Origin of the sequence: Aequorivita sublithincola DSM 14238 (assembly GCF_000265385.1) — a bacterium.
Classification (GTDB): domain Bacteria; phylum Bacteroidota; class Bacteroidia; order Flavobacteriales; family Flavobacteriaceae; genus Aequorivita; species Aequorivita sublithincola.
On record NC_018013.1, the window covers coordinates 625,906 to 639,276 of the forward strand.

The 13,371-nt window shown below is 35.8% G+C and carries 15 protein-coding genes; 10 read left to right on the top strand and 5 right to left on the bottom strand.

Going from position 1 to position 13,371, the window contains the following annotated elements; translation table 11 throughout:
- Positions 1-101 precede the first annotated feature (101 nt).
- Positions 102-749 (top strand): carbonic anhydrase, encoded by a 648-nt coding sequence (locus AEQSU_RS03060; protein WP_014781392.1) that lies wholly within the window; start codon positions 102-104, stop codon positions 747-749.
- A gap of 54 nt (positions 750-803) precedes the next feature.
- On the opposite strand, the gene AEQSU_RS03065 is transcribed toward AEQSU_RS03060, so the two are convergent.
- The gene (locus tag AEQSU_RS03065; protein ID WP_014781393.1) at positions 804-1,760 is read right to left on the bottom strand and encodes a fasciclin domain-containing protein; all 957 of its coding nucleotides are present in this window, start codon (positions 1,758-1,760) and stop codon (positions 804-806) included.
- Positions 1,761-1,958: 198 nt separating this feature from the next.
- On the opposite strand from AEQSU_RS03065, the gene AEQSU_RS03070 reads away from it, so the two are divergent.
- Positions 1,959-3,452, top strand: a complete 1,494-nt coding sequence (locus tag AEQSU_RS03070; protein WP_014781394.1) for a M28 family peptidase — start codon at positions 1,959-1,961, stop codon at positions 3,450-3,452.
- 14 nt (positions 3,453-3,466) lie between these two features.
- On the opposite strand, the gene argS is transcribed toward AEQSU_RS03070, so the two are convergent.
- The gene (argS, locus tag AEQSU_RS03075; protein ID WP_014781395.1) at positions 3,467-5,242 is read right to left on the bottom strand and encodes an arginine--tRNA ligase; all 1,776 of its coding nucleotides are present in this window, start codon (positions 5,240-5,242) and stop codon (positions 3,467-3,469) included.
- A gap of 154 nt (positions 5,243-5,396) precedes the next feature.
- Between argS and AEQSU_RS03080 the strand changes: the two genes are divergently transcribed.
- Entirely contained in the window at positions 5,397-5,828 is a 432-nt protein-coding gene (locus AEQSU_RS03080; RefSeq protein WP_014781396.1) for a hypothetical protein, read from the top strand.
- Positions 5,829-5,906: 78 nt separating this feature from the next.
- Positions 5,907-6,539, top strand: coding sequence for a MarC family NAAT transporter (locus AEQSU_RS03085; RefSeq protein WP_014781397.1), 633 nt, complete (start codon positions 5,907-5,909; stop codon positions 6,537-6,539).
- A 3-nt stretch (positions 6,540-6,542) separates the two neighbouring features.
- Here the strand turns inward: AEQSU_RS03085 and AEQSU_RS03090 are convergent, their stop codons facing one another.
- Entirely contained in the window at positions 6,543-6,749 is a 207-nt protein-coding gene (locus AEQSU_RS03090) for a hypothetical protein (protein ID WP_014781398.1), read from the bottom strand.
- A gap of 124 nt (positions 6,750-6,873) precedes the next feature.
- Between AEQSU_RS03090 and AEQSU_RS03095 the strand changes: the two genes are divergently transcribed.
- A complete protein-coding gene (locus AEQSU_RS03095; RefSeq protein WP_014781399.1) occupies positions 6,874-8,316 on the top strand; it encodes an SDR family oxidoreductase in 1,443 nt (480 codons plus the stop codon).
- Here the strand turns inward: AEQSU_RS03095 and ctlX are convergent.
- Entirely contained in the window at positions 8,313-9,215 is a 903-nt protein-coding gene (ctlX, locus tag AEQSU_RS03100; RefSeq protein WP_042492262.1) for a citrulline utilization hydrolase CtlX, read from the bottom strand. The genes AEQSU_RS03095 and ctlX overlap by 4 nt on opposite strands.
- 150 nt (positions 9,216-9,365) lie before the next feature.
- Between ctlX and AEQSU_RS03105 the strand changes: the two genes are divergently transcribed.
- From AEQSU_RS03105 to AEQSU_RS03125, 5 genes are all read left to right on the top strand, one after another.
- Positions 9,366-9,860: a DinB family protein gene (locus AEQSU_RS03105; RefSeq protein WP_014781401.1), complete on the top strand. Its 495-nt coding sequence runs from the start codon at positions 9,366-9,368 to the stop codon at positions 9,858-9,860.
- 101 nt (positions 9,861-9,961) lie between these two features.
- The gene (locus tag AEQSU_RS03110; RefSeq protein WP_014781402.1) at positions 9,962-10,399 is read left to right on the top strand and encodes a thioredoxin family protein; all 438 of its coding nucleotides are present in this window, start codon (positions 9,962-9,964) and stop codon (positions 10,397-10,399) included.
- Between the two features lies 1 nt (position 10,400).
- Entirely contained in the window at positions 10,401-11,390 is a 990-nt protein-coding gene (locus tag AEQSU_RS03115) for an FAD:protein FMN transferase (RefSeq protein WP_014781403.1), read from the top strand.
- Positions 11,391-11,424: 34 nt separating this feature from the next.
- Positions 11,425-11,640, top strand: a complete 216-nt coding sequence (locus tag AEQSU_RS03120; RefSeq protein WP_042492264.1) for a DUF4266 domain-containing protein — start codon at positions 11,425-11,427, stop codon at positions 11,638-11,640.
- Positions 11,641-11,648: 8 nt separating this feature from the next.
- Positions 11,649-12,884 (top strand): DUF3570 domain-containing protein, encoded by a 1,236-nt coding sequence (locus AEQSU_RS03125; RefSeq protein ID WP_014781405.1) that lies wholly within the window; start codon positions 11,649-11,651, stop codon positions 12,882-12,884.
- Between the two features lie 2 nt (positions 12,885-12,886).
- On the opposite strand, the gene AEQSU_RS03130 is transcribed toward AEQSU_RS03125, so the two are convergent.
- Entirely contained in the window at positions 12,887-13,264 is a 378-nt protein-coding gene (locus tag AEQSU_RS03130) for a hypothetical protein (protein ID WP_014781406.1), read from the bottom strand.
- Between the last annotated feature and the right edge of the window lie 107 nt (positions 13,265-13,371).

Below are 13,371 nucleotides of genomic sequence, written 5' to 3' on the forward strand. Positions count from 1 at the left end.
CTCCAAGTTAATAACTAACAGAATATATTTTAAGTTTCTATTTTGCAAGCAAAACTGCTTTTACCGTACCTTTGTAATCTGAAAAAATCTTCACAAGAACCATGAATATAGAACAAATTTTCAAAAACAACGAGGTCTGGGTAAACGAAAAATTAGGAGTTGATTCGGAATACTTTAAAAATCTAGCTAGTGGCCAAAACCCAGATATTCTTTATATAGGTTGCAGTGACAGCCGAGTTACTGCAGAAGAGGTAATGGGTGTTAAACCAGGCGACGTTTTTGTGATGCGAAATATTTCGAACATGGTCTCCAATCTAGACCTAAGCGCGATGAGCGTTATTGATTATGCAGTAAGTGTTCTCCAAGTTAAAAACATTGTTATATGTGGCCATTACGGTTGTGGTGGCGTGAAAGCAGCTATGCAGTCGAAGGATTTAGGTATTTTGAATCCGTGGCTTCGAAATATTCGTGATGTGTACCGTTTGCACCGCGATGAACTAAATGATATTGAGGACGAAGAAGAAAAGTACAGAAGGCTGGTAGAACTAAACGTGCAAGAACAATGCGTTAACGTAATCAAAACTGCCGATGTTCAGATTGCTGTAAGAAAAGGTCAATTGGCCGTTCACGGATGGGTAATGGATATGGCAACAGGAAAACTGATAGATTTAAAAATAGATTTTGAAAAAGTACTAGAAGGGATTATGGAAATCTATCATTTGGATAAAGATGAAATTGATTCAAAATAAAAAATGCTGCAATCCTTATCGGAAAGCAGCATTTTTCTAATAAAGCACTCGTTTTTATAATTGGGGAAGAAGTACTTTATCTATAGCGTGAACAACTCCGTTCGAGGCTTGAACATTTACCACTATAATTTTGCTAACTCTTTCGTTCGGGTCTGTAAGCGTTGCATTAGTAGCATCTACAATTAAATCTGCACCTAAAGTACCAACAACACCATCCATCAAATTTTCTGCGCGAACATTTGCACCAGCAATTACATGAGTATTTAGAGCTGCTGTTAAAGTTGGCCCATCAATATCATTTAAATCACCTGCACCAAGTTCAACTAATAAGGCTCCAAAAGCATCGTTGGTTGGAGCAAAAACGGTGAAAGGTGCTGGCGAAGTTCCTCCAGGAGTTGAAAGTACGCCAACGAAATCTGGCTGATCAGGACGCGTTAATGCTGCCACTAAAGTAGCAAAAGTTGGATCAGCAGTTGCAAACGTAACAACTGTAGGTAAAGCTATAACAGTATCCACAGCATGAATAACTCCATTATCTGCCATAATATCAGCAGTAGTAACATTGGACATTCCATTTAATTTTACACCGGAAGAGGTATTTACATACATGCTTAAATTAGCGCCTGAAGAAACTTCAACAGCCAAAGTATTTACATAACCTGTGGCCAAATTCCCAGACACAACCTTTCCGCTTATAACATGATTTAAAAGTACATTGGTAAGCAATCCTGTAGGAACATCATCCAAACTAGCAAAACCGTTTGCAGTTAAAAATGCTGCAAAGGCATCGTTGTTAGGAGCAAAAACTGTAAAGTCTCCTTGTCCAGCAAGGGTTGCGGTTAATCCAGCTTTATCTAAAGCTGCTTTTAAAGAAGTGTAATCTTTGTTTGCGGCTACAAAATCAGCAATAGAATTTGTTTGTGGAATTGAATCATTATCGTCGTCATTACTACAGGAAATAATCCCAAAAGTAACAAACGTAATTAAGGCAATCTTAAATAAATTTTTCATTGTTTTAGAGTTTAATTGTTTATTGTTTTTAAATAAAGGTTAAACAAAAATAATAAAGCAATTAGCTTAGTGAAAGTATTTTAACTTTTGTTTATGTTTTTTAATAAGTTGTTAAACGGCAATAGTTTGCTTTAAAATCTTAAGCAATGAAAAACATCAGCTATCTTTATAACTTAACAAAATTCATCTCCATTTCTTATGAAATACTTTATCCTATTCTTTTCGCTGTTTTTAAGTTCACAAATAACATTTTCACAAACCGAAAAAGAAAAAGTTTCGGCAACGATTTCCAAAAATAAAATTGAAGGACACATCTATTTTCTTGCAGATGATTTACTAAAAGGTAGGCAAATTGCCTCTCCAGAAAATAAAATTGCAGCTTCCTATCTTGCTAATACACTTAGAGGATACGGTGTGCAACCCGTAAAAGAAAATAATGAAGACAAATCAAGTACCGAAAACTACTACCAAGAAGTGAAGTTGAATAAAGTGAGTCCTCCATCCGACTTAGCTTTGGAAATAGATGGAAAAAAACAAATGAATTCTGTGGTGTTAAAACCTAATAAAATAGACTTTACAGGAGATGCAATTTATCTGGGTTATGGTCTTAAAGAAGATTATATAGGAAACGATGTGTCTGGAAAAACTATAATTATAAAATCTGGCGGACCAAATGTTACGGATACTCGCGCTGCCTTCGGAATGACGGAACAAAAAGAAGAACTCGCCGAAGAACACGGAGCTATTGCAATTATAGAACTACTCGACACCAACGATAGAATTTGGGGGTTTATAGAACATCAATCAAATGGCGAACGAATAGAGATTGCAGATGAAAACGAAGCTCCAAAAAATATTACCTATTTATGGATTATGGATGAAAATAACCTTTACGCGAAAGCATTGGAATCCAAAAAAAATCACACAGTGAAATTGAAGATGGAAGGAGAGGTAAAAACTCCAATTCTCTCCCATAATGTAATTGGAATGGTTGAAGGAACGGACCCAAAGTTAAAAAACGAATTTATTATCTATTCCGCACATTACGATCACGTAGGCATTGGCGCAGCTGATGCAACTGGCGACACTATTTACAACGGCGCTAGAGATAATGCTGTGGGAACAACTACCGTTTTAAGCATAGCTGAAAACATTGCAAAGTATCCAACCAAACGCTCTGCATTATTTATTCTCTTTACAGGTGAAGAAAAAGGATTATTGGGAAGTAAATACTACGTTGAAAATCCAGTATTACCATTAAACAAAATGGTTTACTGTTTCAATAGCGATAATGCTGGTTATAATGACACTTCCGTAATAACTGTTATTGGCTTATCTAGAACTACCGCTGCTCAACATATTAAAGATGCCGCAACCGCCTTTGGCCTAACCGCCATTGATGATCCTGCGCCTGAGCAAAATCTATTTGATAGAAGTGACAATGTAATGTTCGCCCAAAAGGGAATCCCCGCGCCTACTTTTTCATTAGGGTTTAAATCTTTTGATGGCGATGTTACAAAATATTACCATCAAGCGGGTGATGAGGCAAACACCCTAGATTATGATTATCTAGTGAAGTTTTTTGAAAGCTATGTTCTGGCAGGTAGGCTAATTGCCAACGATCCGAAAACACCAGTTTGGATAAGCGATGATAAATATGCTCCTGCTGGAAAATCACTTTATAAAAATTAAAAGCGAAACAAAACCTACATCCGTTCTGGAACTTGAATTCCTAAGAGCGAAAAGGCATTTTTTATAACCTCAGCAACTGCCCCAGAAAGTTTTACGCGGAAGGCTTTTTCGGTTTCATTATCTGTAGCAAGAATTGGCACGTTTTGGTAAAAGCTGTTGAATTCCTTCACCAAATCGTAAGTATAATTTGCAATCAAGGCAGGACTTAAATTCTCCGCCGCCAACTGAATTGCTTCTGGATATTGCTGAATTATTTTTATAAGTTCTTTTTCTTTTGGGTGCATCTCCACAGATTTCAGATCGAAAGCATTAGAAACCGCCCCAGCTTTTCTCAAAATAGACTGAATACGAGCATACGTATATTGAATAAACGGCCCAGTATTTCCTTGAAAATCCACACTTTCTTCAGGATTGAAAAGAATTCGTTTTTTAGGATCTACTTTCAATATATAATATTTAAGAGCGCCCAAACCAATCATTTTGTATAATTCCTCTTTTTCTTCTTTCGAAAAATCGTCTATTTTACCAAGTTCTTCGGAAATTGTTCGTGCAGTTTCAGTCATTTGGGAGATTAAATCATCGGCATCGACAACCGTTCCTTCACGGCTTTTCATTTTCCCTGAAGGAAGATCTACCATTCCATAACTTAAATGAAATAGATTTTTAGCCCAACTATAACCCAATTTTTTCAGAATTAAAAAGAGTACTTTAAAATGGTAATCTTGCTCATTTCCAACGGTGTAAATCATTCCACCAACATCCGGGTGGTCCTTTACACGTTGTACGGCTGTACCCAAATCCTGGGTCATATAAACTGCGGTTCCATCACTTCGCAAAACGAGTTTTTCGTCTAGGCCATCTTCAGTAAGATCACACCAAACGGAGCCGTCCGGTTTTTGGATGAACACATTATTCTTAATACCCTCTTCAATAATATCCTTTCCTAATAAATAGGTATCACTTTCGTAATAATAAAAGTCGAAATCTACACCAATGGATTTATAAGTTTCCTCAAAACCTTTATAAACCCAGCCGTTCATTTTTTTCCAAAGTGAAACAATTTCTTCATCGCCAGCCTCCCATTTTCGTAGCATTTCTTGAGCCTCAAGAATAAGCGGCGCCTGTGCTTTTGCTTCTTCTTCGGTCTTTCCTTCAGACTTTAAAACTTCGATCTGCTTTTTGTATTCTTGGTCAAATTTTACGTAGTAATTCCCAACAAGCTTATCACCTTTTAAATCAGTAGAATCGGGTGTTTCACCATTTCCAAATCTATCCCACGCAAGCATACTTTTACAAATATGAATTCCGCGGTCGTTGATAATTTGGGTTTTATACACTTTTTTTCCAGCTGTCTTTTCGATTTCAGCAACTGAATAGCCCAGCAAAACATTCCGAACGTGACCTAAATGCAATGGCTTGTTTGTGTTTGGCGAAGAATATTCAACCATCATAGCTTCATTTCCCTGCGGAACTTTTCCGAAGGAAGAAAAATCGGCCACTGAATTAAAGAAATTCAAATAATAGGCATCACTCAAAACAATATTCAAAAAACCCTGAACCACATTAAATTTTTCAATCTCCGAAACATTTTCGACCAAATAATTTCCAATCGCGTCACCAATCTGCACCGGATTTCCTTTCACAACGCGAAGCATAGGAAAAACAACAGCAGTTATATCACCCTCAAAATCTTTACGAGTAGGCTGTAATTCTACTGTTTCCAAAGTAGCATTGTAAATTGTTGAAACTGCCTTCTTAATTTCGGATTCTATTTTTTGTTGAAAATTCATATTATGTCTGAGATGTACTATTATTTATGAAAGAATTAATCCTACTAACTCCCTAATAAAAATTAATTATTAGGCATTATTCATTCTAAGAAGGCAAAGATACACGTTTTTAAATTTTAAGTATTTCTGAATCTTGTATCTTTAAAGGAAAAAAATGCTAATTCAAGTTTCATACAACGACAAAGAAATAACTAGAAAAATAAATGAAGAACTTGGTAAACCTTTCAATATAAAAGAACGCTTCAAAATGCGCGGAATAGGTTCGCCAAAACTTATATTAACAGAAACCAGCATACAAATTAGCAATTTGATGAATTTAGACAACAACCGAAACGTCTGTAATATTGAGATGCGGCCCAAGGGAATTATTGTGGGTTTCCGAAGTAAATTAAATTCATATGCGCTTATAATTCCCTATTATAAATTGGTGGTTTATAAAGGGAAAGCTGAAGAATATTCAATTTATAAAGACGATTATTTTTTAAAAATTGAAGCGAAGGCAAAGGACAAATCTGTTCACAGTTTTGTAAAGAAAGTTATGGAAGCAAAAAATGCAGCTGCGCCGGACCGTTTGGAAGAACTTTAGCCAACCTATTTGTAACATTAAGATAACGTTTAAGTAATCTACAAATTCCAAAACCAAGCGTCCTTTGCCGAAAAAACTATGGACATTTTTTTATATGTTTTTGCGGCACTTTTTTCGGTGATAAACCCTTTGGGAACTGTGCCTGTATTTGTAGGTTTAACAAGTGATGAAAGCATTTCTGAAAGAAACAAAACTTCACTTTTAACCACAATAAATGTGATTGTTATTTTGATTATTTCCTTCTTCGCAGGAACTTATTTATTAAAATTTTTCGGGATAAGTTTGAACGCTTTGCGCATTGCAGGCGGAATGATAATCGTTACCTCAGGTTTTGCACTTTTAACGGGAACTTTTTCGAAACACAAAGGAATGAAGAACAAACGTGTTCAAAAAGATTTGGACAAACGCGAAAAATTTTCACTTACGCCACTCGCCATTCCAATGCTGGCCGGGCCTGGATCTATTTCATTACTAATTACCTTCAATCAGAAATACCAAACCACTACCTCAATAATTTATGTAATACTTGCTGTTTTGGCGGTTGGGCTTGCAACGTTTCTAATTTTGAGAAGTTCGCATTACATCAGCAAATTTTTGGGTGCTTCTGGCATCAACGCTATTTCGCGAATTGTGGGCTTTATTGTCATTTCAATAGGCGTGGAATATATCAGCGCGGCCGTAATCTCTATTCTTAAAACAATAAATGTTTAAGACTTAGCGACGGTTTTTAAGCAACGCGCCAGCTATCAGCGCCAAAACACCAATACCAATCATTCCCAAAGTTTGATTGCTTAAGCCTTCCTTCGCATTAACTTCCAGCGGCCCAATATCCAAAACTTGCTGGGGAACAAAGGCATTGTACAATCCAAAGACGATCAAAACAACGCCGACTATCATCAATACTATTTTTAAGATTTTCATAAACTTTGGTTTTTTAGGTTGAACATTTAAAGATAGTACTTTGAAAAATATGGCGCCTCATAACTTAACGGCTTTTTAACTTTGGTTTAATTATTATGATATATCTTTAAACAAAACTAAACAATTGAAAATATTACTCACAGGTGCCAATGGATATATAGGAATGCGGTTATTACCTGAACTACTTGCAAACGGCCACGATGTAATTTGTGCTGTGCGCGACAAAAACAGATTACCCTTAGATCCAGAAACTACAAAAAACGTAACTGTTGTGGAAGTGGATTTTGCTGAAGAAGTAAATCTCGAATCTTTCCCAAAAGACATCGACGCAGCTTACTACTTGATACACTCAATGAGTAGCGCGGATAAAAATTTTGATGAAATTGAGGCGAAGGCCGCTGAAAATTTCAATAAATATATGGCTGCGACTTCTGTAAAGCAGGTTATATATTTAAGCGGAATTGTAAATGAAGAACAGCTTTCAAAACATCTTGCTTCCAGAAAAAAAGTAGAAGATATTTTATTTAAAGGAAGCTATCATTTAACGGCTTTACGAGCCGGAATTGTTGTGGGTAGCGGAAGTTCTTCTTTTGAAATTATTAGAGATTTGTGTGAAAAGCTTCCTTTAATGGTTGCTCCAAAATGGTTGAAAACGAAAATCCAACCCATCGCCATTCGCGACGTGATCGCCTTTCTTTACGGTGTTTTGGACAATGAAAAATGTTTTGACCAATCTTTTGATATTGGTGGGCCCGATGTTTTGACTTACAAAGAAATGCTCTTGAAATATTCCAAAATACGTGGGCTTAAACTTTTGATAATTTCTGTGCCTATTATGTCTCCACGTTTGTCTTCTTATTGGCTTTATTTTGTTACCTCAACTTCCTATAAACTAGCAGTAAACCTCGTGGATAGTATGAAAATGGAAGTAGTTGCAAGGGATAATAAACTGCAAGAAATTTTAAATATTCAACCAATTACTTATGAAGAAGCCATTAAAAAAGCTTTTATTAAAATTGAACAAAACCTTGTAATTTCTAGTTGGAAAGATTCTCTTGTAGCTGGCAGAATTTCAAATTTGAAGGAATATATTCAAGTACCAAAGTTTGGTTGCTTAAAAGACCATAAGGTTTTGAAAGTGAAAGATCCCGAAAAAGCATTAAATAATATTTGGGCTATTGGCGGAAAACGAGGTTGGTATTATGCAAACTCGCTCTGGAAAATACGCGGATTTATGGATAAACTCTTTGGTGGCGTTGGGCTTCGTCGCGGACGAACACATCCCGATCAAATTTATACAGGCGATGCCTTGGATTTCTGGCGCGTACTTTATGCGGATAGAGAAAGCAAAAGATTACTGCTTTTTGCAGAAATGAAACTTCCTGGAGAAGCTTGGCTAGAATTCTGCATTAATGATAAAAATGAATTGATACAAACCGCCACTTTTCGTCCAAAAGGTATTTGGGGGAGATTATATTGGTACTTGATGCTTCCCTTCCATTATTTTATCTTTGGAGGAATGATCAAAAATATTGCTGAAGGAGAATACGTTTCCCACCCAAATTAGGCCTTAGGCAAAAACACCTCTGCCATCATACAGCGTGCGCTTCCACCACCACAGGTTTCTATTGTGGTAAGATCACTACTTAAAATTTCGCAATGTTTCTCAATTGAAGCAACTTGTTCTTTTGTTAAAACATCATGAGCAGCGGCACTCATTATTAAATATTTTTTTTCAGTTCCCTGAAGTTGAAGCATATTGCCTGCAAAACTGTGCATTTGTGCTTCGGTAATTGCAATAATTTCCTTTCCGTCCTTTTTTAAATGCTGAACAATATTTTTCTTTTCAGAAGGCTCATCAATCGTATCTAAACATATTACACAGAATTTTTCTGCAAGACACATCATTACGTTTGTATGGTATATTGGCAAACGTTTGCCGTCCACGGTTTGATTGGCGGTAAAAATTACTGGGAGATATTCAAAATCTTCGCAAAATTCAATCAACAATTCTTCATCTGCGCGTGCTGAAAGAGCACAATACGCCTTGTGATTTATACGGTCTAGTAAAAGACTACCTGTTCCTTCCAAAAATATTCCTTCTTCCTCGGCTTCGGTATAATCATAAACATTATTTATCAAAAACCCTTCGCTTTCCAAACGAATTAAAACCTCCTCACGTCTTTCGCGACGGCGGTTTTCAGCAAACATTGGATATAAACCTATATCACCATTTTCGTGAAAACTGATCCAATTGTTGGGGAAAATCGAGTCTGGTGTATCCGTTCGCAAATCATCATTTTCTACAATTACATTTACGCCAACTGCGCGAAGTTTTCGCACAAAAGCATCAAACTCTGCTTGTGCTTTGGTATTAATTTCAGCATTTTTAAGCGCAATGTCTTCCTGAAAAAAATTGTTTACTGCCGTTTGCTCGTTCATACGGAATGCAACGGGACGAATCATTAAAATTGTATCTGTAATTTGTTTTGCCAATTTGAAAAAGTTTTAGACTGCAAATTTAACTTTTTTTAAACTCGGAAAAATGGTTTATATGGGTAAATTACTTCCTAATTTCAACACTAAAGTTCTTAATAAACCAAAATTCGAAAGCTTATGGATACACTAAAAAACTTTAAAGACGAATTCACTGAAGAATATATCACCACTAAAAAATTTCTGAATAATTTTCCGAAGGATAAAAACGATTATGCTCCACACGAGAAGAGCATGAAAATGATGGCTTTAACCAACCATATCATAGACATTTTTGGTTGGCCAGAAATAATTTTAAATACAGATTGTTTAGACCTTTCCGCAGGTTATAATCCTGAAAAAATGAATGACAAAGCTGATTTAGAAGCCTATATTAAAAAACAATATACCGCAGGAATTAATGCTCTGGAAGCTGCAAAGGAAGAAGACTTAAAACCCAATTGGAGTATCCAGATGAATGGCCAAAAAATAATGGAATGGTCTAAATATGGCGCCATTCGCCATGGATTAAACCAAATTACACATCATCGCGCACAGTTGGGCGTTTACTATAGATTGCTGGATATTGAAGTTCCGGGAAGTTATGGCCCTTCAGCAGATGCCCCGAATGGGTAATTTTTAAAATTGAAACTAATTTCTTTCTAAAAACATATATCAGATTGAAACTTCGGCACTAAAGTTGAAACTTAACCGTTTTAAAGAATATTAAAATCCCAATGAAAAAAATTGTTTTATTATTTGCTGCAATCGTATTTTCAGCAACACTCTCTGCCCAAGAATGGCAAACTGATTTTGAAACTGCAAAACAAATTTCTTCCGAAGAAAATCACCCAATAATATTGGTTTTTCAAGGAAGCGATTGGTGCGCACCGTGTATAAAACTTGATCGGGAAATATGGAACACAGACGAATTCAAAAATTATTCAAAAGATCATTTTGTGATGCTGCAGGCAGATTTTCCAAGGAAAAAGATGAATGCCCTACCAGACGAGCAACAACAAAAAAATAATCAACTTGCCGAAAAATATAATAAACAAGGGTATTTTCCTTTTGTAGTAGTTCTTGACAAAGACGGTACTGTTTTGGGTGAAGCTGGCTATGAAAAAACATCACCCAAAGTATATATCGACAAATTGGAGGCATTCCTAAAATAATTTGAAAAAATCACTCCCCATATTTATAGCACTTCTTTGTGTGAATTTGACGTTCTCACAAAATATTTTTAAACGGACACTCAAACTAATGGGCAGCCGGTTTGAAATAACAGTAGTGGCAAATGATTCCACCGAAGCAAACAATTATATAGATCTAGCAGTTGGAGAAATTACTAGAATCGAAAAACTAATTTCCTCTTGGGATCCTGCTTCCCAAACTTCAGAAATAAATAGAAATGCGGGTATAAAACCTGTGAAAATTGATAAAGAACTCTACAATCTGATTGGACGTTGCTTTGAAATTTCAAAATTGACAGATGGTGCTTTTGATATCAGTTTTGCTTCTATGGATAAAATCTGGAAGTTTGATGGTAGTATGACGGAGATACCTTCCGAAGAGGCTACAAAACAATCCGTTACAAAGGTTGGGTATCAAAATACAATCCTCGACCCTGAAAATGTTACTGTTTTTCTGAAATTGGAAGGAATGAAAATTGGCTTTGGAGGCATTGGCAAAGGATATGCTGCTGATAAAGCCAAAAAACTTTTGATGGAAAAAGGGGTTATTTCAGGAATAATAAATGCTTCTGGCGATATGAACACTTGGGGAAAACAACCCAACGGAGAATTTTGGAAAGTAGCCATCACCAACCCGATGGACAAAAACAAAGCTTTTGCACTACTTCCGCTAAAAGATAACGCCGTGGTTACCTCTGGTAATTACGAGAAATACGTTACTTTTAATGACATCCGTTATACGCATATTATTGACCCACGCACGGGTTATCCCGCAACAGGAATTATCAGCGCCACTGTTTTCCCTCCAAAGGCTGAAATTGCTGATGCTTTGGCAACTTCAATTTTTGTAATGGGAAAAGATGTTGGAGTTGATTTTATAAACCAATTACCAAAAATAGAATGTATCGTTATAGACGAAAAAGGTGAAATTTTTACTTCAGAAAACATAGAAATTGAAACTCTTAAAAAGTAAGCAGCCACAGTTTGCAGTGGCAGTCAGAAAAACTATGAAAAACATAATAATTCTCTTCAGTATTATAATTCTGGGTTCGTTAAGTTCCTGCACAGTTGTAAAAGAATACGAAAAAGTAAAACTCAACGACCCCGATATGGCTTTGAGCGACAAAGCTGTTGATAGGTTTGAGATTAACGCACAGGCATATCGCGAAGCTGCTTCAGGTGCCAACGGAGGTAAAACTGGCGGCGGTTGCGGCTGTAATTAAAAAGATTTATGAAAAACATAATTAGTTTATTTGTAATTCTGTTTTCAGCAACAGTCTTTGCGCAAGATTCCACTTCCACCTATAAAAAACGTGTGCTTGAAGCGCCAGAAGTAGATTTTCTCGCAAGCTATTATAGCCAAGATGGAGACAACGCTGCAGTAAGCGGTGGTATAGGTACAGAAAAATTAACCGATATTACACCAACAATTGTTGTAGCAATCCCAGTAAACGACGACGATGTTTTAAAGATTGACGCAGGTATTTCTGCATACACCTCTGCCTCTTCAAGTAACATAGATCCTTTTGACAGTGGTAATCCCGCTGATCCTTTTGTAGCATCTTCCGGAGCTTCTTCAAGTGATATATGGTTTGGAGGAAATCTAAATTATTCTCATAGCAGTGATAGCAGAAATGATATAATAAGCGCCAAAGTTTCAGTATCTTCAGAATATGATTATTTCTCCATAGGTTTTGGTGGAACCTATACGAAGCTTTTCAATGAAAAGAATACTGAGGTTAGCATTCATGCAAATGCCTATTTAGATACTTGGAAATTATTATACCCAATTGAACTTCGCGAATCTTCAACTTTTAATGGATTGGACAAGAAAAATAGAAATTCATATTCGCTTGGTTTTGGATTTGCGCAAATACTTTCAAAAAGCATTCAAACTTCTTTTTCTTTGGATTTGGTTCAGCAACAAGGATTATTATCTACCCCTTTTCAAAGAGTTTATTTTAGTGATCTTCCTGATCGTTTTCGTGAAAATTTCCAATTGGCGGATGATGTTGAACGATTGCCTGACACACGTTTTAAAACGGCAATTGGCGGACGATTGAATTATTTTATTAATGAAATTTTTGTAGTGCGCATTTATTATCGTTACTATTTTGATAATTGGGGAATTACCTCACAAACGGCGAATGTTGAAATCCCTATAAAAATCACTGATAAGTTTACTCTTTATCCAAGTTATCGTTTTTACAATCAAACTGCCGCAGATTATTTTTACCCATACAATATAGCACTCTCTACATCTGAATTTTATACTTCAGATTATGACCTTTCTAAGTTTTCTGCAAACCAATATGGTTTTGGAGTAAGTTATACGGACATTTTTACAAAGTTAAAATTGATGAACTTTGGATTGAAGAGTGTAGATTTAAAATACGATTATTATAAACGTGATAGCGGTTTATACTATAGTCTTATTTCCGTTGGAATTAAATTTATAGGTAATTAATTTTAAGCGCTCAAATTATTCTTTTCATCCTTGCCGAAGTCTCCAAATTCACAAAGCAATTTTTTGTAGAAATTTTCTTGGAGATGACCTTCTTCCAAACAACCGTTTAAGGTTTCTTCTAAGTTAGTGTAGCAAACATTATCTGAAATAGCCTCATTTAAATCAAAAAGTCTCACGGGGTTTTTGGTCAATGGCTTAGAGTTCCAAATAGAAATTACATTATTTTCATAATCAATATTTAGATCGATTGAATTAAAGTAAAAATTGAAAAAAGACTGGTGAAATCTTTGAAATTCCTTGGAGGGTCGTTTATCAAATCTGCAGCTTGCAGTTATAAGTTCTGCTATTTTTATATATCTATTTTCTTCTCTATCTTCCATAATAAGCCTATTTACTTATATGAAGATACGAAGCCTTTTGAATTATAGATTCTCTTAAAAAGAACTTTGGCGTCAGTTTAACTAGAAGCGTTTCACTACGTTAAAAT